This is a genomic window from Pseudomonas sp. CFBP 8758 (assembly GCF_014841725.1).
Lineage (GTDB): Bacteria > Pseudomonadota > Gammaproteobacteria > Pseudomonadales > Pseudomonadaceae > Aquipseudomonas > Aquipseudomonas baltica.
The window spans coordinates 224482-243815 of sequence record NZ_JACYUK010000005.1 but is presented as its reverse complement, the minus strand read 5'-3'; the positions used below and the strand labels follow the sequence as shown (position 1 = coordinate 243815).

At 64.2% G+C, this 19334-nt stretch carries 23 protein-coding genes; 12 read left to right on the top strand and 11 right to left on the bottom strand.

Going from position 1 to position 19334, the window contains the following annotated elements; translation table 11 throughout:
- Window positions 1-4: 4 nt before the first annotated feature.
- Genes IFT75_RS12905 through lptM form a run of 6 tightly spaced genes read right to left on the bottom strand, consistent with a single transcriptional unit; the run spans window position 5 to window position 4557 of the window.
- Window positions 5-700, bottom strand: a complete 696-nt coding sequence (locus tag IFT75_RS12905) for an HAD family hydrolase (protein ID WP_192055092.1) — start codon at window positions 698-700, stop codon at window positions 5-7.
- Window positions 697-1593 carry a tyrosine recombinase XerC gene (xerC, locus tag IFT75_RS12900; protein WP_192055091.1) on the bottom strand — a complete coding sequence of 299 codons (897 nt, stop codon included), beginning with the start codon at window positions 1591-1593 and terminating at the stop codon, window positions 697-699. Before xerC ends, IFT75_RS12905 begins: the two co-directional genes overlap by 4 nt.
- Window position 1594: 1 nt before the next feature.
- Window positions 1595-2302 (bottom strand): DUF484 family protein, encoded by a 708-nt coding sequence (locus IFT75_RS12895; protein WP_185794683.1) that lies wholly within the window; start codon window positions 2300-2302, stop codon window positions 1595-1597.
- 13 nt (window positions 2303-2315) lie between these two features.
- Complete coding sequence (gene dapF, locus IFT75_RS12890) at window positions 2316-3146, bottom strand: diaminopimelate epimerase (RefSeq protein ID WP_122479928.1); 831 nt, start codon at window positions 3144-3146, stop codon at window positions 2316-2318.
- A 4-nt stretch (window positions 3147-3150) separates the two neighbouring features.
- Window positions 3151-4398: a diaminopimelate decarboxylase gene (lysA, locus tag IFT75_RS12885; protein WP_192055089.1), complete on the bottom strand. Its 1248-nt coding sequence runs from the start codon at window positions 4396-4398 to the stop codon at window positions 3151-3153.
- Window positions 4399-4407: 9 nt separating this feature from the next.
- Window positions 4408-4557: an LPS translocon maturation chaperone LptM gene (gene lptM, locus IFT75_RS12880; RefSeq protein ID WP_043192229.1), complete on the bottom strand. Its 150-nt coding sequence runs from the start codon at window positions 4555-4557 to the stop codon at window positions 4408-4410.
- A gap of 184 nt (window positions 4558-4741) precedes the next feature.
- On the opposite strand from lptM, the gene cyaY reads away from it, so the two are divergent.
- Entirely contained in the window at window positions 4742-5068 is a 327-nt protein-coding gene (cyaY, locus tag IFT75_RS12875) for an iron donor protein CyaY (protein WP_122479926.1), read from the top strand.
- Window positions 5068-5304 carry a DUF1289 domain-containing protein gene (locus tag IFT75_RS12870; protein ID WP_192055088.1) on the top strand — a complete coding sequence of 79 codons (237 nt, stop codon included), beginning with the start codon at window positions 5068-5070 and terminating at the stop codon, window positions 5302-5304. Before cyaY ends, IFT75_RS12870 begins: the two co-directional genes overlap by 1 nt.
- Window positions 5305-5333: 29 nt before the next feature.
- Here the strand turns inward: IFT75_RS12870 and IFT75_RS12865 are convergent, their stop codons facing one another.
- The 3 genes from IFT75_RS12865 to argH all read right to left on the bottom strand — a co-directional run bounded on the left by IFT75_RS12865 (window position 5334) and on the right by argH (window position 7510).
- Window positions 5334-5582 (bottom strand): TIGR02647 family protein, encoded by a 249-nt coding sequence (locus tag IFT75_RS12865; RefSeq protein ID WP_122479924.1) that lies wholly within the window; start codon window positions 5580-5582, stop codon window positions 5334-5336.
- A gap of 125 nt (window positions 5583-5707) precedes the next feature.
- The gene (locus IFT75_RS12860; protein WP_192055245.1) at window positions 5708-5986 is read right to left on the bottom strand and encodes a hypothetical protein; all 279 of its coding nucleotides are present in this window, start codon (window positions 5984-5986) and stop codon (window positions 5708-5710) included.
- Window positions 5987-6115: 129 nt separating this feature from the next.
- A complete protein-coding gene (argH, locus tag IFT75_RS12855; protein WP_122479922.1) occupies window positions 6116-7510 on the bottom strand; it encodes an argininosuccinate lyase in 1395 nt (464 codons plus the stop codon).
- A gap of 226 nt (window positions 7511-7736) precedes the next feature.
- Here argH and IFT75_RS12850 point away from each other — a divergent pair, with 226 nt between their 5' ends.
- The 7 genes from IFT75_RS12850 to rsd all read left to right on the top strand — a co-directional run bounded on the left by IFT75_RS12850 (window position 7737) and on the right by rsd (window position 14532).
- On the top strand, window positions 7737-8804 hold the full coding sequence (locus tag IFT75_RS12850) for a sensor histidine kinase (RefSeq protein ID WP_122479921.1): 1068 nt from the start codon (window positions 7737-7739) through the stop codon (window positions 8802-8804).
- On the top strand, window positions 8801-9547 hold the full coding sequence (locus IFT75_RS12845) for a LytR/AlgR family response regulator transcription factor (protein ID WP_122479920.1): 747 nt from the start codon (window positions 8801-8803) through the stop codon (window positions 9545-9547). The genes IFT75_RS12850 and IFT75_RS12845 overlap by 4 nt, the downstream gene beginning before the upstream one ends.
- Before the next feature lie 90 nt (window positions 9548-9637).
- The gene (hemC, locus tag IFT75_RS12840) at window positions 9638-10579 is read left to right on the top strand and encodes a hydroxymethylbilane synthase (RefSeq protein WP_122479919.1); all 942 of its coding nucleotides are present in this window, start codon (window positions 9638-9640) and stop codon (window positions 10577-10579) included.
- The gene (locus IFT75_RS12835; protein ID WP_192055086.1) at window positions 10576-11334 is read left to right on the top strand and encodes a uroporphyrinogen-III synthase; all 759 of its coding nucleotides are present in this window, start codon (window positions 10576-10578) and stop codon (window positions 11332-11334) included. Before hemC ends, IFT75_RS12835 begins: the two co-directional genes overlap by 4 nt.
- Before the next feature lie 49 nt (window positions 11335-11383).
- Window positions 11384-12520 (top strand): uroporphyrinogen-III C-methyltransferase, encoded by a 1137-nt coding sequence (locus tag IFT75_RS12830; protein ID WP_192055084.1) that lies wholly within the window; start codon window positions 11384-11386, stop codon window positions 12518-12520.
- Window positions 12517-13773: a heme biosynthesis HemY N-terminal domain-containing protein gene (locus tag IFT75_RS12825; protein WP_192055082.1), complete on the top strand. Its 1257-nt coding sequence runs from the start codon at window positions 12517-12519 to the stop codon at window positions 13771-13773. Before IFT75_RS12830 ends, IFT75_RS12825 begins: the two co-directional genes overlap by 4 nt.
- Window positions 13774-14058: 285 nt before the next feature.
- A complete protein-coding gene (gene rsd / locus IFT75_RS12820; RefSeq protein ID WP_122479915.1) occupies window positions 14059-14532 on the top strand; it encodes a sigma D regulator in 474 nt (157 codons plus the stop codon).
- A gap of 18 nt (window positions 14533-14550) precedes the next feature.
- Here the strand turns inward: rsd and IFT75_RS12815 are convergent, their stop codons facing one another.
- Complete coding sequence (locus IFT75_RS12815; protein ID WP_192055081.1) at window positions 14551-15234, bottom strand: FKBP-type peptidyl-prolyl cis-trans isomerase; 684 nt, start codon at window positions 15232-15234, stop codon at window positions 14551-14553.
- A gap of 148 nt (window positions 15235-15382) precedes the next feature.
- Here IFT75_RS12815 and IFT75_RS12810 point away from each other — a divergent pair, with 148 nt between their 5' ends.
- Window positions 15383-16177 (top strand): AlgP family protein, encoded by a 795-nt coding sequence (locus tag IFT75_RS12810; RefSeq protein ID WP_192055079.1) that lies wholly within the window; start codon window positions 15383-15385, stop codon window positions 16175-16177.
- On the opposite strand, the gene IFT75_RS12805 is transcribed toward IFT75_RS12810, so the two are convergent.
- Window positions 16138-16638, bottom strand: a complete 501-nt coding sequence (locus IFT75_RS12805) for a TIGR02444 family protein (protein WP_192055077.1) — start codon at window positions 16636-16638, stop codon at window positions 16138-16140. The two genes, IFT75_RS12810 and IFT75_RS12805, sit on opposite strands and share 40 nt — an antisense overlap.
- Before the next feature lie 50 nt (window positions 16639-16688).
- On the opposite strand from IFT75_RS12805, the gene IFT75_RS12800 reads away from it, so the two are divergent.
- The gene (locus tag IFT75_RS12800) at window positions 16689-18599 is read left to right on the top strand and encodes an ATP-binding cassette domain-containing protein (protein WP_192055075.1); all 1911 of its coding nucleotides are present in this window, start codon (window positions 16689-16691) and stop codon (window positions 18597-18599) included.
- A gap of 97 nt (window positions 18600-18696) precedes the next feature.
- Window positions 18697-19329, top strand: coding sequence for a LysE family transporter (locus IFT75_RS12795; protein ID WP_185794693.1), 633 nt, complete (start codon window positions 18697-18699; stop codon window positions 19327-19329).
- Window positions 19330-19334 lie beyond the last annotated feature (5 nt).

Sequence of the window (19334 nt, the reverse complement as noted above, 5' to 3'; positions counted from 1 at the left end):
ACAGCTAGCCCAGTTGCAGCAGCAGTGCAGGCAACTGTGCCAGGCTGGCGATCTCGGCGTCGGGTTTGCCTTCGGCGGCCCATGGCTTGCCTTGCGGGTTGTACCAGATGGCCTTCATGCCCGCCTTCTGCGCGCCGGCGATGTCATCGCTGGGGTGATCGCCAATGTGCACCGATTCGTGGGCGCCCGCATCGCCCAGGCGCATGGCTTCCAGAAAGGGCCGCGAATCCGGCTTGCCCACGCCCAGGTCTTCGGCACACAGCGCAAAGGTGAAGAAATCAGCGATGCCCAGTCGACGCACATCGGCGTTGCCGTTGGTAACCACGCCCAGGGTATAACGCTGGCAAAGGATCTCCAGGGCTGGCTGGGCCTCGGGAAAGATGTCCACCTGATGCCGAGCGTGCAGGAATACCTCGAAGGCCTTGTCGGCCAGCGAGGCCGCTTCATCCTCGGCATAGCCAGCGTCTTGCATGGCGTGCCGCAGCACACGACGGCGCAGCGCGCTGATGCGGTGCTTGAGCGAAGGGTCGGCGTCGACCAGGCGCTGGCGGATCTGGAACAGGTACTCGACCGGCACTGGGCCCAGTGCCGGCGCCTGGTCGGCCAGCCAGTCGCGCAGGATGGCTTCGGCGCTGACGATGACCGGGGCGGTATCCCACAGGGTGTCGTCGAGGTCGAAAGTGATCAGCTTGATGCTCATGAGTCGCCGCCTTTGCGTTTTGCCCGTGGGTGGGCACTGTCGTAGACACTGGCCAGGTGCTGGAAGTCCAGGTGGGTATAGATCTGCGTGGTAGCGATGTCGGCGTGGCCAAGCATCTCCTGCACGGCGCGCAGGTCGTGGGACGACTCGAGCAGGTGGCTGGCAAACGAATGACGCAGCATGTGCGGATGCAGGTTCTGCCCCAGCTCACGCTCGCCGGCGGCCTTGACCCGTACCTGGATGGCACGCGGCCCGAGCCGGCGCCCCTGCTGGCTGACGAACACGGCATCGTCGATGGGGTCGCTCATCGAGCGCAGCGCCAGCCACTGCTCCAGCGCCGCGCGCGCCTTGCGACCCACGGGCAGTACACGGGTCTTGCTGCCCTTGCCATGCACCTGCACCAGGCCGTCGGCGAGGTCGAGCTGCCCGAGGTCGAGGCTGGTCAGCTCCGACAAGCGCAGACCCGAAGAATAGAACAGCTCGAGAATGGCCTGATCGCGATGGGCCAGGAAGTCGTCTTCCACCGCACCTTCGAGCAGCTGCAGGGCGCGATCGGTGTCCAGCGTCTTGGGCAGGCGACGCTCGCCCTTGGGCGGCGCCAGGCCATTGGCCGGGTCGTGGCTGCAGAGGCCTTCGCGATTGAGGTAGCGATACAGGCCACGCACGGCCGAAAGCAGGCGCGCCAGACTGCGCGACGACTGCCCTTGCTGATGCTGGCGAGCGATCAGACGCCGCAGCAGCTGGATGTCCAGTGCCTGCCAGGTCGCCAGGCCTTCCTTCTCGCAGAATTCGACGACCTTGGTCAGGTCGCGCCGGTAGGCATCCAGGGTATGCACCGACACCTGGCGCTCACTGCGCAGGTGCGTGCAGTAGGCATCCAGTTGTTCGCGCACCTCAACGTACCGAGCGCAGCGCGCCGGTGTAGCGTGGCAATACCCGGCTGAGCACTTCGCCGATATGGCTGAGGAACAGCGTGCCCACCGAACTCTTGTAGTGCGCAGGGTCGCGGCTGCCGATGGCCAGTACGCCGTGCAGGCCTTGATGCAGCAATGGCACCAGCGCGGTCGAGCCGACCTGCGGGGCCTGGTCGCTGCCGAACAGGAACGCCAGTTCGTGTTCGCGCAAGGCACCACTGAGCGACTTGCCCTCCGACAACAGCCCACCGATGGCCTGCTGCGCTTCACCACTGGTCACGCTGCGGCCTACCGGGGCGGGAATGTCGTTGAACAGGATCAGGCTGACGAAGGGCACCTGGAAGTCTTCGCGCAGGCTGTCTTCGACGCTGATCACCAGCTCGTCCAGGGACGCGGCATCGAGCATGGCCAGAATCAGGCGGCGAGTCTTCTCGAACAGGCGATCGTTGTCGCGCGCGACCTCCATCAGGTGCGAGAGGCGCTGGCGCATCTCGCCGTTGCGGTCACGCAGCAGCGTCATCTGCCGTTCCACCAGCGACACCGTGTCGCCGCGCTGGTGGGGCAGGCGCAGCTGAGTCAGCAATTCCTCATGCTGCTCGAAGAACGCCGGGTTGGCGGCAAGAAAGTCGGCCACGGCCGAAGCCTCCAGGACCTCCGCAGGCGCGGGTACTTGAGGCTGGTCGGTCATTGGCTGTACTCGGTCATAAACGCACTTGTCCTTCGAAGACCCGAACCGCAGGGCCGGTCATGATCACCGAATGGCCTGGCCCGGCCCATTCGATGGACAGGCGGCCGCCCGGCAGGTCGAGCAGCAGTGGCGAATCCATCCAGCCCTGGCTGATGGCTGCGACTGCGGCAGCACAGGCGCCGGTGCCACAGGCCTGGGTCTCGCCGGCGCCACGCTCCCAGACACGCAACTGCGCGCGGGTGCGATCGACTACGTGCAGAAAGCCCACGTTCACCCGTGCCGGAAAGCGCGGATGGTGTTCGATCTTCGGCCCCAGTGCGTGCACCGGCGCATTGTTGATGTCGTCGACACGCAGGACTGCGTGGGGGTTGCCCATGGACAGGGCGGCGATCTCGACGCTCTGGCCATCGACGGACAGCTCGTAGCTGCGCGCCTGGGAGTCGGCCTGGAACGGGATGTCGGCCGGCACCAGGCGCGGCGGGCCCATGTCGACGCTGATCTGACCATCGCTGCGGACGTCCAGGGTGATGATGCCGCCCTTGGTTTCCACGCGAATGGTCTTCTTGGCCGTGAGGCGCTTGTCCAGCACGAAGCGGGCGAAGCAGCGCGCGCCGTTGCCGCATTGCTCCACCTCCGAACCGTCGGAATTGAAGATGCGATAGCGGAAGTCGACATCGGGATTGTTCGGCGCTTCGACCAGCAGCAATTGATCGAAGCCGATGCCGGTGTGGCGATCGCCCCACTGCTTGGCATGCTTGGGCAGGATATGGGCATGTTGGCTGACCAGGTCCAGCACCATGAAGTCGTTGCCCAGGCCATGCATCTTGGTAAAACGCAGTAGCATGGGATTACTCCGGCAACAGGCTTTCGCCGGCGAAAAGCTCGGCCACGGTTTCGCGGCGGCGTACTTCGAATGCCTGGTCACCATCGACCAGCACCTCGGCACAGCGGCCGCGCGTGTTGTAGTTCGAGCTCATGACGAAACCGTAGGCGCCGGCCGAATGCACGGCCAGCAAGTCGCCTTCGGCCAGCACCAGTTCACGCTCCTTGGCGAGGAAGTCACCGGTTTCGCAGATCGGCCCGACGATGTCGTAGGCACGTGCCTGACCTTCCCGCGGCTTGACCGGGCTGACATTCATCCATGCCTGGTACAGGGCCGGGCGGATCAGGTCGTTCATCGCCGCGTCGACGATGGCGAAATCCTTGTGCTCGGTATGCTTGAGGTATTCCACCTGAGTCAGCAAGACCCCGGCATTGGCCACGATGAACCGCCCCGGCTCGAACACCAGGGTCAGCTCGCGACCGTCCAGGCGCTCGCGCACGGCCTGGATGTAGTCGGCAACCAAGGGCGGCTGCTCTTCGCTGTAGCGCACGCCCAGGCCACCGCCCAGGTCGATGTGGCGCAGGTAGATGCCGCAGTCGCCAAGGCGATCGACCAGGTCGAGCAAGCGATCCAGGGCGTCGAGGAACGGTGCCAGCGTGGTCAGTTGCGAGCCGATGTGGCAATCCACGCCGATCACGTCGAGGTTGGGCAACTGCGCGGCACGTACATAGACGTCTTCGGCTGCAGCGATGTCGATGCCGAACTTGTTCTCTTTCAAGCCCGTGGAAATGTACGGGTGGGTGCCCGCGTCGACGTCCGGATTGACCCGTAGCGACACAGGCGCGCGCACGCCTAGCTCGGCGGCGACTTCCTGCAGGCGTTCCAGCTCGTCGGTGGATTCGACGTTGAAGCAGTGCACGCCTACTTCGAGGGCGCGGCGCATGTCGGCGCGGGTCTTGCCGACCCCGGAAAACACTACGCGCTCGGCGCGCCCGCCCGCAGCCAGCACGCGCTCCAGTTCGCCGCCCGAGACGATGTCGAAACCGGCGCCCAAACGCGCCAGGACATTGAGCACGGCCAGGTTGGAGTTGGCCTTCACGGCAAAGCAGACCAGCGACGGGGTGCCCTGCAGGGCATCGGCGTAGGCGTTGTACTGCGCCTCGATGTGGGCGCGCGAGTAGACGTACGTCGGCGTGCCGAAGCGCTGGGCCACGGCCGACAGGGCTACGCCTTCGGCAAACAGTTCACCGTCGCGGCGTTCAAAAGCGTCCATGGTGTTCCCTTAGTAGTGCTTGTGCGGTTGCGACGACTTGGCTTGGTCCTCGGGAGATTTGCTGTCATCGGGCAGGTACAGCGGGCCCTTTTGACCACAGGCGGACACCAGGCAGGCAACGGCGACGAGCGCGGCCAGGGAAGAGATCAGGCGCTTCATGGCGAAATCCTTTGTATAAGCAGTAATTGCGCCCGAGTATACCCAGCGCCCGGCATGGTGGCTATGCAGGTGGGCCGCCAGCGGTGCCACCGATCCAGACGGGTGCATTATGCTTTGCATAAACGGCTGGCTGCTCGTATCTTGCCGCCCGTAGCGCGAACAGACACTTTCCGAGGTTCCTGCAATGAGTTTGACCGAAGCCCGTTTCCACGACCTGGTCGATGCCACCCAGCAGGCGCTGGAGGAGTTGCTCGAAGACCACGCCGACGACATCGAAATTTCCGCCGGCATGATGACCATCAAGTTCGACAACGGCAGCCAGCTGATCATCAGCCGCCAGGAGCCGCTGCGCCAGCTGTGGCTGGCCGCGCGCTCCGGTGGCTATCACTTCGATTACGACGAAGAGTCGGGCAAGTGGCGCTGCGAGAAATCCGAGGAATTGCTGGGCGAGGTACTGGCCCGGGCGACCGAGGAACAGGCCGGCGTCGAGCTGGATTTCGAAGAGATCTGATGGTGAGCCAGCCCGCACGCGCCCCCAAGCCGCTCTACAGCAACGTCAGCCCGTCGGTACAGTCACCTTGCGTGAGCCTGTGCCGGCTGGACGAAGAACGCGTTTGCCAAGGGTGTTTCCGCCATGTCGAGGATATCCGCGCCTGGCGCTCGGCCGATGACGATACGCGGCGCCAGATCATCGCTGTGGCCGAGCAGCGCCGGTTGCAGGCGCTGTCGGCGCCTGCTGGCGACTGACAGCACCTGCTTCCATCAAGCCCCAATGCTCAGGCAGGCTCGGCAACCGTCAGGATGGTGAGCAATGACTGCGCGTGCCCGGCAGCCTCATGGCCCAGGCTGGTCAGGTAGCCGCCATCGGGCTTGGTGATCAATTCCTTTTCATGCAGGCGAGTCGCGGCGGCAATGGCCGCAGGTGATGCAGTGTGGTGGATTTTCAGACCTTCCATGGTGTTGCCGAGGTTGAACAGGGCAAGGATTTCCAGCTCGGCAACCAGTTCCGGGGTGTAGGACGACATAGGCGCTCCCGACTTTCTTATGGAATGAACGACAGCACCGAGGGGCGCTGAACGCTGTACCCCGACACCGTGGCAGCGGGGTTTTTCCAGTGTAGTCAGCCGCAGGCGAACGCGCCTGTTCAGCGTCAGACTTTTTCCGCTGGCAGCTCGGGCAAGGCGCGCAGAGCGGCTTCGTACCAGGCCGTGTCGAACGCACGATCCTGCTCCAGAATGGCATCGATCTCGATCGCCAGTACATGAGCCATCATGTTGAGGATGTCCTCGCGCTCATAGCCCACCAGCGTCAGCTTGTTGAACGTGGCCTTGGCCGCGGGCGGGTTGTCGCTTTCGATCTGATTCTCGATGGCCTGGGTGAGGGTGGCTTCGGCAAATGCTTCGTCGTCGTCTGGCTGGTTGTCGCTCATGGGGATGTTCTCGATCAGGGTCAATGTCGGGTTCTGTGGGGAGCCTTTCGCGGGCAGAGACCCGCTCCCACAGGATATCTAACATCTACTGTGGGAGCGGGGCGCGAAGAGGCCGGACCTGCCAAGCGCCTAGCGAGCCGCCAGCAAATCGCGGCCGCGAGCGACTGCCGCACGCACCTGAGCAGGCGCCGTGCCGCCGATGTGGTCGCGGGCATTGACCGAGCCTTCCAGGGTCAATACCTCGAACACGTCCGCATCGATCTGGTCACTGAACCGGCGCAGTTCTTCCAGGCTCATTTCCGCCAGGTCCTTGCCGGTGTCCACGCCATGCTTGACCGCATGCCCGACGATCTCGTGGCAATCGCGGAACGGCAGGCCACGGCGCACCAGGTAATCGGCGAGGTCGGTGGCGGTGGAGAAACCACGCAGCGCGGCTTCGCGCATCATGGCGTGCCTGGGCTTGATGGCCGGGATCATGTCGGCAAAGGCCCGCAGCGAGTCGCGCAACGTGTCGGCGGCGTCGAACAGCGGTTCCTTGTCTTCCTGGTTGTCCTTGTTGTAGGCCAGCGGCTGGCCCTTCATCAGGGTCAGCAGGCCCATCAGCGCACCGAACACCCGGCCGCTCTTGCCGCGCACCAGTTCCGGTACGTCGGGGTTCTTCTTCTGCGGCATGATCGAGCTGCCGGTGCAGAAGCGGTCGGGCAGGTCGATGAACTGGAATTGCGCGCTGGTCCACAGCACCAGCTCCTCGGAGAAGCGCGACAGGTGCATCATCGCGATGCTGGCCGCAGCGCAGAATTCGATGGCGAAGTCACGGTCCGAAACGCCATCCAGCGAGTTGCCGCCGACGGCTTCGAAGCCCAGCAGCGTGCAGGTCAGCTCGCGGTCGATGGGGTAGGTGGTGCCGGCCAGCGCGGCGCTGCCCAGCGGCATGCGGTTGGTGCGCTTGCGGCAATCGACCAGGCGTTCATGGTCGCGGCTGAGCATTTCGAACCACGCCAGCAGGTGATGCCCGAAGGTTACCGGCTGCGCGGTCTGCAGGTGGGTGAAGCCCGGCATGATGGTGTCGGCCTCGCGCTCGGCCTGTTCCAGCAAGCCCTGCTGCAGGCGGGTGATTTCGCTGAGGATGAGGTCGATCTCGTCACGCAGCCACAGGCGAATGTCGGTGGCCACCTGGTCGTTGCGGCTGCGTCCAGTGTGCAGCTTCTTGCCGGTGACACCGATGCGATCGGTCAGGCGCGCTTCGATGTTCATGTGCACGTCTTCCAGATCCGTGCGCCAGTCGAACTGGCCCGCCTGGATTTCCTGCTCGATGGTGCGCAGGCCATCGACGATGGTGTCGCGCTCCGCATCGGTGAGCACACCGACCTTGGCCAGCATGGTGGCGTGGGCGATCGAGCCCATGATGTCATGGCGGTACAGGCGCTGGTCGAAATCGACCGAGGCGGTGAAGCGGGCGACGAAGGCGTCGACGGGTTCACTGAAGCGGCCGCCCCAGGACTGGTTGGTCTTGTCAGTGCTCATGAATTGGCTCGTGCAAGGCGTGAACGGGAAGTTGCCGCAATAATAACAAATGCGGCCCGGGTCTGTTGGCGGCATAGTGCAGGTGTCTATTGTCTGCATTCACCCCTTCGCGGGCAGAGGGCTCGCCGCCCGCCCCCGCTCTCACAAGTGATCATGTTGACCTGTGGGAGCGGGTCTCTGCCCGCGAAGAGGCCTGCGACACACTACAGCAGCCAGGAAGCCGTACATGTTCAGCAAGCCGTCGAACCCTCCCGAGCCGGATTTCTTCCTGCCCGAGCTTTGCCTGCCCCAGGCATTGTTGATGCTGATCGTGCTGGCGCAGCTGCTGGTGTTCGTACTGGTGCTGGCCGAACCCATGAACCCAGGCTTCAACTGGGTGCGTTTGGCCCTCACTTCGCTGTTCGTGCAATGGATCGTGCTGCTCTCGGCTGCGTTGCTCTGTGCCCTGCGCCCCTGGCTGGCGCGCCTGCGCCCCGGTATGGCGGGTGGGTTGTGCTGCGCCCTGGTGGTGGGCCTGACCCTCGCGGGCACGGCGGTGATCGACTACTTCCAGTTGGGCGGGCTCGACACGCCGACCGTGGAGGTCAATCGGTACCTGCGCCACGCTCTGATCGGGCTGATCATGTCGGCCCTGCTGCTGCGCTACTTCTACCTGCAGAGCCAGTGGCGGCGCCAGCAACAGGCCGAATTGCAGTCGCGTATCCAGGCCTTGCAGGCGCGCATTCGCCCGCACTTCCTGTTCAACAGCTTGAACAGCATCGCCAGCCTGGTGGTCAGCGATCCGGTCAAGGCCGAGCAGGCGGTGCTCAATCTGTCCGACCTGTTTCGTGCCAGTCTGGCCCAGCCCAACAGCCTGGTGATGTGGCGTGATGAGGTGGAGTTGGCCAAACGTTATTTATCGATTGAGCAATATCGTCTCGGCGAGCGTCTACAGTTGCACTGGAGGATCGAAACAATCCCGGATGATCTGCCGATCCCCCAACTTACTTTGCAACCGTTGTTGGAGAATGCGCTGGTACATGGCATCGCCCCTTTGATTTCGGGCGGGGTGGTCAGCGTGGAGGCCGACTACAAAGGGGGAGAGTTCATATTGACCATCAGCAATCCCTACCAAGAGGCCGCCACAGCGCAGGCGTCGGGCGGAACCCAGCAGGCGCTGGCAAACATTGGCGCTCGACTTGCGGCACTTTTCGGTCCGCGCGCAAGTCTTAGCGTGAATCGCCGTGACGGTCGTCACTTCACTTGTCTACGTTATCCATGTGCGAGACTCACGCAGGAATCCAGCGCTCTATGAATGTCCTGATCGTTGATGACGAACCCCTTGCCCGCGAACGTTTGAGCCGACTGGTTGGCGAGCTCGAGGGCTACCATGTGCTCGAACCCGGCGCCAGCAACGGCGAAGAAGCCCTGAGCATGATCGAGGCACAGAAGCCGGACGTAGTCCTGCTCGACATTCGCATGCCCGGCCTGGATGGCCTGCAAGTCGCCGCCAGGCTGTGCGAGCGCGACACGCCGCCGGCGGTGGTGTTCTGCACCGCCCATGACGAGTTTGCCCTGGATGCCTTTCAGGTCAGTGCCGTGGGCTACCTGGTCAAGCCGGTGCGCTCCGAACACCTGCTCGAAGCGTTGAAGAAGGCGGAAAAACCCAACCGCGTGCAACTGGCTGCCCTGACACGTCCGGCAGCCGAGGCGGGGACCGGTCCGCGCAGCCATATAAGCGCAAGAACCCGCAAAGGCATCGAGTTGATTCCGTTGGATCAGGTGATCTATTTCATTGCCGACCACAAGTACGTCACCCTGCGCCACGAAGGCGGCGAGGTCTTGCTCGATGAACCGCTCAAGGCGTTGGAAGACGAGTTTGGCGATCGCTTCGTGCGTATCCATCGCAACGCCCTGGTGGCCCGCGAGCGCATCGAGCGCTTGCAGCGCACGCCCCTGGGTCACTTTCAGCTCTATCTGAAGGGGCTCAACGGCGACGCGCTGATCGTCAGCCGACGCCATGTGGCCGGCGTGCGCAAGATGATGCAGCACCTCTAGCCCTCAGCAGGCCTGCCCAGTCCGCCGGGCTGGGCGCGGCCTGGCGCACAGCTGGTATCATCGTCCGCTAATCTTCATACGGATCGATTCATGCCCATTCGCGAAATCCGCATCGCCACCCGTAAAAGCGCGCTTGCTCTGTGGCAGGCCGAATACGTCAAGGCCCGCCTGGAGCAGGCGCATCCCGATCTGCAGGTCACCCTGGTGCCGATGGTCAGTCGCGGCGACAAGCTGCTCGACTCACCCTTGTCGAAGATCGGCGGCAAGGGGCTGTTCGTCAAGGAGCTGGAAACCGCCCTGCTCGAAGGCACGGCGGACATCGCCGTGCACTCGATGAAAGACGTGCCGATGGACTTCCCCGACGGGCTGGGGCTGTACTGCATCTGCGAGCGCGAAGACCCTCGCGACGCCTTCGTTTCCAACGCCTGGGACAGCCTGGAGGCGCTGCCGCCCGGCAGCATCGTCGGCACCTCCAGCCTGCGTCGCCAGACCCAGCTGCTGGCGCGACGTCCCGACCTGCAGATCCGCTTTCTGCGCGGCAACGTCAACACCCGCCTGGCCAAGCTCGATGCCGGTGAATACGACGCGATCATTCTGGCTGCGGCCGGCCTGATTCGCCTGGGCTTCGAAGAGCGCATCACCACCAGCATCAGCGTCGAAGACAGCCTGCCTGCGGGCGGCCAGGGCGCGGTCGGCATCGAGTGCCGGACGGCCGACAGCGAGATCCACGCGCTGCTGGGGTCATTGCATCACCGCGATACCGAATTTCGCGTGAGCGCCGAGCGTGCCTTGAACAAGCACCTCAACGGTGGTTGCCAAGTGCCCATCGCCTGTTACGCCGTGCTCGAAGGGGAACAGATCTGGCTGCGTGGCCTGGTGGGCGACCCGGCTGGGCAGCGTCTGCTGCATGCTCAGGCACGCGCGCCGCTGGCCGATGCGCAACAGTTGGGCGTACAGGTGGCTGAAGCCTTGCTGGAGCAGGGCGCCGACGACATTCTGCGCGCGGTGTACGGCGAGGCCGGTCATCCTTGAACCCCTGGCGAGTGTTGCTGACCCGACCCTGCGACGAGTGCGCGCTGCAAGCCCAGGCGCTGCTGGAACAGGGCGTGTTCGCGGCGAGCCTGCCATTGCTGGCGATCGAGCCGCTAGCGGACAGCGACACTCAGCGGCAGGTGTTGGCCGAACTGAATCGATACAATGCCGTGATCGTGGTCAGCAAGCCCGCCGCGCGCCTGGCCCTGGACCGCGCGCCTGCCAACCTCGGGCAGACCTCGTGGTTCAGCGTCGGTGCCGGCACGGCGGCCATTCTCGAAGCGCGTGGGCTGACCGTGACGTATCCTGAAACAGGAGACGATAGCGAAGCCTTGCTGAATCTGGCCCAATTGCGCGCCGCATTGGCGAGCCCCCATCCACGGGTGCTGATCATCCGTGGCGAAGGCGGACGCGAGGCTCTGGCCGGGCACTTGCGTGAGCAGGGCGCGGCGGTAGAGTATCTGCAACTGTACCGACGCAGCATTCCGGTCTACCCACCGGGTGCGCTGGCGTCCCGTATCGCATCGGAACGCTTGAACGCCTTGGTGGTCAGCAGTGGGCAGGGTTTTCAACACTTGCACCAATTGGCAGGCGAGCAGTGGTCGGTGATCCGTACCCTGCCGCTGTTCGTGCCCAGCCCGCGTGTAGCTGCGCTGGCGCGTGAAGCCGGTGCGGTGAATGTTGTGGATTGCCGAGGTGCCAGTACCTCGGCGTTGCTGGCGGCGCTGCGCACGCAGGCCGCACCCAGATCGTAAGGCGCGACCGCCAGCGAGGCGACCGCGCCCCTATGCAAAGGATGGACACGTGAGCGAAACAGCCTTGCCCAAAGACGAACCCAAGAGCGCCCCACAGGTGCCTTTCGAACAGCCAGCCGCCTTGCCCCCGCAGCGCTCGGCCAATGGCAACGGCTTGGCGATCATTGCGCTGCTGCTTGCCGCTGCCGGTCTGGCCGCAGCAGGCTGGGGCGTGTGGCAGGTGCGCACGCTGACCGCCGGCCACCAGCAGCAGTCGCGGGTGATCGAAGGGCTCGCCACGCAAACGCTGACGCTGGAACACAACGAACGGCAACTCAGTGCCGATCTCGCGCAGTTGCCCGACTCCAACGAACTCGAAGACCGCCACCGCCTGCTCGCCCAGTTGCAGGGCGAGCAGCAGCGCTTGAGCCAGCGCCTGGAAACCGTGCTGGGCGCCAGCCGCAAGGACTGGCGTCTGGCCGAAGCGGAGCACCTGCTGCGCCTGGCCAGCCTGCGCCTGTCTGCTCTGCAGGACGTCACCAGCGCCAAGGCGCTGGTGCAGGGCGCCGACGAAATCCTGCGCGAGCAGGATGACCCACAGGCCTTCGCCGCACGCGAGCAACTGACCCGCAGCCTGGCGTCGCTGCAAGGCACCACCCAGCCGGATCGCACCGGGTTGTTCCTGCAGCTCAGCGCCTTGCGCGAGCAGGCCACGCAGCTGACGGCGCTGGCGCCCGAATTCCAGGCGGCCGCGGCAGCTGCGCAGGGCAACTCACCAGAAGGCGAGACCCGCTGGCGCCAGTGGTGGAACAAGATTTCCGGTTTCTTCCGGGTCGATTTCAGCCCCGACGACAGCATCCGGCCGTTGCTGGCCGGGCAGAGCCTGAGTCAGGTTCGCCTGGCCTTGAGCCTGGCGCTGGAGCAGGCCCAGTGGGCCGCGCTCAATGGTCAGGGCAAGGTGTATACGCAAGCGCTGGACGACGCCCGCAGTATTCTGGTGGCGGGCTTCAATCGCGAGAATGGCACGACCCAGGCCATGATCGAACAGTTGACCGCCCTGAAGAATCAGCCGGTTTCGGTCACCACACCTGATCTGGATGCAAGCCTCAACGCCATCCAGGCCTACCTGCAACATCGTCACACGCCGGTCGAAGGCCTGCAGAAGTCGACCGAAGCAGCGCCGGCCGCTGTGGAGAGCCAACCATGAAACGGTTCTACGTGATCCTGTTTCTGGTGATTGCCGCCATGGTCGGCCTCGGCCTGGCCGTGGCCAAACACCCCGGCTACGTATTGATCGACTACCCCCATGTGATGCGCTACGAGTCGGGCCTGTGGAGCACGCTGCTGGCGTTGCTGGTGCTGGTCTTGGTGGCGTTCGTCATCTGCCTGCTGATCAGCGTTCTGGTCAGCTCCGGCCGCGTGGTCAATCCATGGTCGGGCCGCAATCGCAACCGCCGCGTGCAGACATCCATCGAGAAGGGCCAGCTGGACCTTGCCGAAGGGCGCTGGGCCAGTGCCCAGAAGCACTTGCAGCACGCAGCCGAAAATGAACGCCAGCCATTGCTCTATTACCTCGGCGCAGCACGCGCCGCCAATGAGCAGGGCCGCTACGAAGACAGCGACAACCTGCTCGAACGGGCCCTGGCACGTCAGCCACAAGCGGAATTGGCAATTGCCTTGAGCCATGCTCAGTTGCAGAGCGATCGCGGCGACAGTGACGGTTCCCTGCAGACCCTGCAGGCCATGCACGAGCGTCATCCGCGTAACGTGCAGGTGCTGCGGCAGCTGCAGCGTGTGCATCAGCAGCGTGGTGACTGGCCAGCAGTGGTCAAGCTGCTGCCACAACTGCGCAAGGACAAGGCCCTGCCGGCGGCCGAACTCGCCGAACTCGAGCGACGTGCCTGGGGCGAGAACCTGAGCGTGGCGGCGCACGCGCCCGTGCAGGAACAAGGGCAGGGAGAGGCCGGCCTGGCTGCACTGGAGCGCGCCTGGCAGGCACTCAGCTCGGCACAGCGCCAGGAACCCGCATTGGTGCTCGCCTATGCCGAGCAACTGCGTCAGGTGGGTGCGCAAGCCCAGGCTGAAGACGTGCTACGGACTGCGCAGAAGCGTCAGTACGACACGCACCTGGCTCGCCTCTATGGCCTGGTGATCGGCACCGACCCTGCGCGCCAATTGCAGACTGCCGAAGGCTGGCTCAAACAGCATCCCCACGATGCCGGGTTGTTGCTGACCCTGGGTCGCCTGTGCCTGCAGAACCGCTTGTGGGGCAAGGCCCGCGACTACCTGGAAAGCAGCCTGCGCCTGCAGCGCAGCCCGGAAACCTGCGCAGAACTTGCACGCCTGCTCGCCCAGTTGGGCGATACCGAACGCAGCAACCAGTTGTTCCAGGAAGGCCTCGGGCTGCTTGACGAACGTTTGCTGGCTGCACCCCTGCCCACTTCGGTGCGCACGCTCTGAATCGCTTTCGCGCGTAGAACGAGGCCGCGCCACTGCTCTGCCCCCGTGCGCACCCGGAGGCAGGGGCAGGCGCCAGTAAAACCGGCATTTGGCGCAATGTCCCCCTGATTAAACGCTTGTATGAACTTTATCCGATGCGTACCTTGATGCCATTGGCGCACGGGCATAATCTCCCCCTGCATGTACATCGACATTCGCCGTCACAGACCGCGAATCGGTCCGAGCCCTGCTTCCTGTCGTACAGGAGCGCGAAGCCGGGCATGACCCACAAGGGAAGCACTCATCATGTTGGAAAGTTGCCAGAATGCCCAGGAACGTTGGGGCGGAGTTCACCTGCTGATCGATCGCTGGCTGCAGGAGCGCAATGAGCTGATCAAGGCGTTCGATGCGTTGGGCGACACGCCTCAGGCCCTGGTCGAAGATCGCAAGAGGCTGCAGGATTTCTGCGGCTTGCTGGTCGACTACACATCGGCCGGCCATTTTGAAATCTACGAACAGTTGACCGACGAAGCCAAGGCGTTCAATGACAAGCGTGGTCTGGAACTGGCCGACACGATCTGGCCACGCATCGACGAAATCACCCAGAAAGCGCTCGACTTCAACGATTACTGCGACAAGGGCGACTGCTCCGATGCCGCCGTCATTCTGGACAAGCTCAAGGAGCTGGGTCGGTTGTTGCACGAGCGCTTCGAGCTCGAGGACTGCCTGATTGAGGTCTTGCACAACGCTCACAAGGAAGAGTCCGTCGCCCAGGCGTGACTCTCTTTCGACGTGGCCCTAAGGGGCCGTGGCCAGCAGATGAATGTCGAACGTCAGCGGTGTATTGGGTGGTATCAAGGCACCGGCGCCGTCTGTTCCATAGGCGTGCGCCGATGCAATGACCACACGCCACTTCGCGCCGACCGGCATCTGCGGCAACACCGTACGCCAGCCCTCGATGACGCTGTTCAAGCGAAACCACTGCGCCTGGGTGCTTTGGTCGAACACGCTGCCGTCGGGCAGCTTCCCCACGTATTGAACCTGCATACGCCCATCGGCGGTGGCAGGTGCCCCTGCGCCAGGTTCCAGTACGGTTACCAGAATGCCCTCAGCGATCTCCCGCACCCCGGCCTTGGCTCGTTCGGCGGCCATGAAGCGGCGCTCGGCGGCCAGCGCCTGTTCCGTATCGGCTGCTTCGTCAGGCTTGTCCGTCTTGTCCGCCTGTGCCTGATATTGAGCCAGCAATTGGCCGATGCGCTCGTCGCTCAATGCCAGCGGCTCTTGTCGATACGCCTCCTGCAAGCCCTTGAGCAGGGCGTCGAGTTGAAGCCCGGGGGCGTCCTGGCGCAGGCGTTCCCCCAGGCTGGCGCCCACACTGTAGGCCAGGTCGCGGGCACCGTCCGGCGCAGCTTGCGCGTGCGCTTGTGGCAGGGCCAGGGACAATGGCACCAGGGACAACGACAACAGCAGGCGAGGCAACATCACATTCTCCAGGACAAGACACGGCGAGCATGGTCCGATTATGCCACCGACCGGGAAACGGGGCCTCGCGGACACAGTCAACATGTTCTGGCGGCTCTACAGCCACAGGTCTAGTATGAGCCTCTACCCATCGGCCAGGAGGTAACCCATGTCGGCTAACAAGAAGCCCGTAAACACCCCGTTGCATTTGCTTCAACAGCTTTCCGGCAGTTTGCTCGAGCACCTCGAAAGTGCATGTTCCCAGGCCTTGGCCGATGCTGAAAAACTGCTCGCCAAGCTCGAGAAGCAGCGCGGCAAGGCTCAGGAAAAACTGCACAAGTCGCGCACCAAAGTGCAGGACGCTGCTACTGCCGGCAAGAAAAAGAAGCAAGCCAAGGCGCACGACTCGGTGAGCGAACTCGAACAACTGCTCGACGAGCTCAAGGACCGCCAGGCCGAAACCCGCGCCTACATCGTCGAGCTCAAGCGCGACGCCCAGGAAAGCCTGAAACTGGCAGCCGGGGTAGGGCGCGTCCAGGAAGCGGCGAGCAAGGCAATCGAAACCCGTTCAGCCAAGCCCAAGGCAACCCCTGCGGCCGCGGCCAAGTCGGCCAGCCCGGCAGCCAAGCCTGCCGCTCGCACGCCTGCCAAGAGCACCCCAGCCGGGTCGACTGCACGTGCGGCCGCGAAGCCTGCAGCCAGCAAAACCACCCGTGCAGCTGCCGCAGCCACTGCGAGCAAGCCGGCGGTTTCCCGCAGTACTACCCGCAAGGCCCTGGCGGCCCCGGGCGCGGCGGTCAAGCCTGACGCCAAGGCACCCGCCAAGCCGGCTGCGCGGCCGGCCAGAAAGCCTGCAGCCGCCAAGTCGCTCGCCGCAGCCGTGCATTCGAGTGCGACCGAGTCCGGTGCTCCTGCCACTGGCGCTCAGGACGACAAGGGCGACGCATCTTCGAGCCAAGCCTGAGTCTCCCTGGCTGCCACGCCCAGCACGTGTAACGCCGCGCTCGAGTGCGCGGCCGTTGCGGGTAGCAAAGCAGGCAGCCAGGTCATGCTCAAGCCCTGCGTAGCGAGGGGCCAGGGTGCGGCCATATCGTGCAGGCGCTGCAGCAACTGGCGTTCGGCGTTCAGTTCCAGTGCCTTGACCGATTCGCGCAGGTGCATCAGCTCAGGGTCTTGCACGGCCTGGGCTCGCCACTGCTGGCGCAATTCGCGCAAGGGTCGCACCACGTCCTCATGCCAAGGCGTGGCGATCGCCTCCAGCAGCGTCACCCGTTCGCATGTGCAGGCCACGCCCCTTGCATCCAGCCAGGCACCGCACAGCAGCAGGCACACGTTGGCGCCATCTGCTTGCAGCTGCAGGCAGGTGGTTTCGATGCCTGGTCGGGCATAGAGGTCCAGGGCAAACTTCCACAACTCATCATGCATCGTGCTACTCGCGCCAGTGGGCAAGGAAGCTGGTAGACTTCGCCGCCATTATGATCCGACTTCAGAACCTCACTTTACAGCGTGGCCCGCAGCGTCTGCTAGAAGACGCCGAGCTGACCCTGCACGCCGGTCAGAAAGCCGGCCTCATCGGCGCCAACGGCGCCGGCAAATCCAGCCTGTTCGCCTTGCTGCGCGGCGAGCTTGTGCCCGACTCCGGCAATTGCTACCTGCCCGCCGATTGGCGTATCGCTCACATGCGCCAGGAAGTCGATACCCTCGAACGCATTGCGGTCGACTACGTACTCGATGGCGATGTACGTCTGCGCGAAGTCCAGCAGGCACTGGCGGACGCCGAGGCCACGCAGGACGGTGCGGCCCAGGCGCGCCTGCATGCCGAGCTCGACAGTGCCGACGGCTATACCGCGGACGCACGTGCACGCAAGCTGCTCGCAGGGCTTGGTTTCAGCAACGAGCAGATGGACCGTCAGGTCGGTGATTTTTCCGGGGGCTGGCGGATGCGCCTGAGCCTGGCTCAGGCCTTGATGTGCCCTTCCGACCTGCTGCTGCTCGACGAGCCGACCAACCACCTGGATCTCGACGCCATTCTGTGGCTCGAGGACTGGCTCAAGGGCTATCCCGGCACCCTGCTGTTGATCTCCCACGACCGCGACTTCCTCGACGAAGTCGTCGATCACGTGGCCCACGTCGAACAGCAGAAGCTGACCCTGTACCGTGGTGGCTACAGCGCCTTCGAACGCGCCCGTGCCGAACGCCTGGCGCAGCAGCAGCAAGCGTACGAGAAGCAGCAGGTGCAGCGCGCGCACATGGAGAAGTACATTGCGCGCTTCAAGGCCCAGGCCACCAAGGCGCGTCAGGCGCAGAGCCGGATCAAGGCCCTGGAGCGCATGGAAGAGCTGTCGGCGGCACACGTCGACTCGCCCTTCGACTTCGTGTTCCGCGAATCGGTGAAGATCTCCAGCCCCTTGCTCGACCTGTCCGAAGGTCGGCTGGGCTACGGCGAAACGGCCGTGCTGGAGAAGGTCAAGCTGCAGCTCGCGCCCGGTGCGCGCATTGGCCTGTTGGGCCCCAATGGCGCGGGCAAGTCGACCCTGATCAAGAACCTCGCCGGCGAGCTCACGCCCATCGGCGGACGCCTGGTACGTGGCGAGAACCTGGTGGTAGGCTATTTCGCCCAGCACCAGCTGGACTCCCTGGACAGCAAGGCCAGCCCGTTGCTGCATCTGCAGCGGCTGGCGCCGGGCGAGCGTGAGCAGGTACTGCGCGACTTCCTCGGTGGCTTCGATTTCCGTGGCGCGCGCATCGATGAACCGGTGCTGAATTTCTCCGGTGGCGAAAAGGCCCGCCTGGCGCTGGCGTTGATTGCCTGGGAACGGCCCAACCTGTTGCTGCTCGACGAACCGACCAACCACCTCGACCTGGAGATGCGCCTGGCCCTGACCATGGCCCTGCAGGAGTTCAGTGGCGCGGTGCTGGTGGTGTCCCACGACCGGCATCTGCTCAAGAGCACCACCGACGATTTCCTGTTGGTGGCCGATGGCAAGGTCGAGCCGTTCGATGGCGATCTGGACGACTACGCGCGCTGGCTGGTGGATTATCGCCAGCGCCATGCCCCGGTCAGCAATACCCCGGTCAACCTCGACAAGACCGACAAGAAAGCCCAACGGCAGGCCGCCGCCGCACTGCGTCAGCAACTGGCACCGCACAAGCGCCAGGCCGACAAGCTGGAGCGCGATCTGGGTGAAGTGCACGAGAAACTGGCGAAGATAGAAGCCGCCTTGTCCGACAGCGCCCTCTACGAGGCCGCGCGCAAGGATGAACTGCGCGATCAACTTGCCCAACAGGCCAGGCTCAAGGTGCGCGAGGGTGAGCTGGAAGAGCAGTGGATGGAAGCGTTGGAACTGCTCGAAGACATGCAGGCGCAGCTCGAGGCATTGGCCTGATACTGGGGCTTGATGCCGAGCTGCCTGCACGGGCCCATAGCCAAATTCGCTGCGCCGTTTTACCTTAGACTGTCCCTATTCGAGCGTCGAGGTTCGTATGCTGCTGGAAACCTGGTTGGCCTTTTTGGTGGCGTGCTGGATCATCAGTCTTTCGCCTGGGGCCGGAGCTATCGCGTCCATGTCCAGTGGCCTGCAGCACGGTTTCCTGCGCGGCTATTGGAATGCGATCGGCCTGCAGTTGGGGCTGCTTCTGCAAATTGCGATCATTGCGGCTGGCGTCGGGGCCGTGCTCGCGGCGTCGGCCACGGCGTTCCAGGCGATCAAGTGGTTTGGCGTGCTCTATCTGCTCTATCTTGCGTTCAAGCAATGGCGTGCACTGCCTGCCGACCTCGGTGAGGAAGCGGGGCAAAAGCCGGCTGGCAAGGCCTCGAGCCTGGTGCTGCGTGGTTTTCTGGTGAACGTCGGCAACCCCAAGGCGCTGGTATTCATGCTGGCGGTATTGCCGCAATTCATCAATCCGCACGCGCCATTGCTGGTTCAATACCTGACCATTGCAGCCACCATGGTGACTGTGGACCTGATTGTCATGGCCGGCTATACCGGGTTGGCGGCGAAGGTGCTGCGGCTGCTGCGCACGCCGCGTCAGCAGCGACGCATGAACCGCACCTTCGCCGGCTTGTTCGTGGCGGCGGCGACCCTGCTCGCTACGCTGCGGCGGGTGCCTGCCTGAAATCG

Bases quoted from the DNA above. Each gene is read 5' to 3' on its own strand.
- IFT75_RS12905 (WP_192055092.1), bottom strand. From the start codon at position 700: ATGAGCATCAAGCTGATCACTTTCGACCTCGACGACACCCTGTGGGAT.
- IFT75_RS12895 (WP_185794683.1), bottom strand. From the start codon at position 2,302: ATGACCGACCAGCCTCAAGTACCCGCGCCTGCGGAGGTCCTGGAGGCT.
- dapF (WP_122479928.1), bottom strand. From the start codon at position 3,146: ATGCTACTGCGTTTTACCAAGATGCATGGCCTGGGCAACGACTTCATG.
- lysA (WP_192055089.1), bottom strand. From the start codon at position 4,398: ATGGACGCTTTTGAACGCCGCGACGGTGAACTGTTTGCCGAAGGCGTA.
- lptM (WP_043192229.1), bottom strand. From the start codon at position 4,557: ATGAAGCGCCTGATCTCTTCCCTGGCCGCGCTCGTCGCCGTTGCCTGC.
- cyaY (WP_122479926.1), top strand. From the start codon at position 4,742: ATGAGTTTGACCGAAGCCCGTTTCCACGACCTGGTCGATGCCACCCAG.
- IFT75_RS12870 (WP_192055088.1), top strand. From the start codon at position 5,068: ATGGTGAGCCAGCCCGCACGCGCCCCCAAGCCGCTCTACAGCAACGTC.
- IFT75_RS12865 (WP_122479924.1), bottom strand. From the start codon at position 5,582: ATGTCGTCCTACACCCCGGAACTGGTTGCCGAGCTGGAAATCCTTGCC.
- IFT75_RS12860 (WP_192055245.1), bottom strand. From the start codon at position 5,986: ATGAGCGACAACCAGCCAGACGACGACGAAGCATTTGCCGAAGCCACC.
- argH (WP_122479922.1), bottom strand. From the start codon at position 7,510: ATGAGCACTGACAAGACCAACCAGTCCTGGGGCGGCCGCTTCAGTGAA.
- IFT75_RS12850 (WP_122479921.1), top strand. From the start codon at position 7,737: ATGTTCAGCAAGCCGTCGAACCCTCCCGAGCCGGATTTCTTCCTGCCC.
- IFT75_RS12845 (WP_122479920.1), top strand. From the start codon at position 8,801: ATGAATGTCCTGATCGTTGATGACGAACCCCTTGCCCGCGAACGTTTG.
- hemC (WP_122479919.1), top strand. From the start codon at position 9,638: ATGCCCATTCGCGAAATCCGCATCGCCACCCGTAAAAGCGCGCTTGCT.
- IFT75_RS12825 (WP_192055082.1), top strand. From the start codon at position 12,517: ATGAAACGGTTCTACGTGATCCTGTTTCTGGTGATTGCCGCCATGGTC.
- rsd (WP_122479915.1), top strand. From the start codon at position 14,059: ATGTTGGAAAGTTGCCAGAATGCCCAGGAACGTTGGGGCGGAGTTCAC.
- IFT75_RS12815 (WP_192055081.1), bottom strand. From the start codon at position 15,234: ATGTTGCCTCGCCTGCTGTTGTCGTTGTCCCTGGTGCCATTGTCCCTG.
- IFT75_RS12810 (WP_192055079.1), top strand. From the start codon at position 15,383: ATGTCGGCTAACAAGAAGCCCGTAAACACCCCGTTGCATTTGCTTCAA.
- IFT75_RS12805 (WP_192055077.1), bottom strand. From the start codon at position 16,638: ATGCATGATGAGTTGTGGAAGTTTGCCCTGGACCTCTATGCCCGACCA.
- IFT75_RS12800 (WP_192055075.1), top strand. From the start codon at position 16,689: ATGATCCGACTTCAGAACCTCACTTTACAGCGTGGCCCGCAGCGTCTG.
- IFT75_RS12795 (WP_185794693.1), top strand. From the start codon at position 18,697: ATGCTGCTGGAAACCTGGTTGGCCTTTTTGGTGGCGTGCTGGATCATC.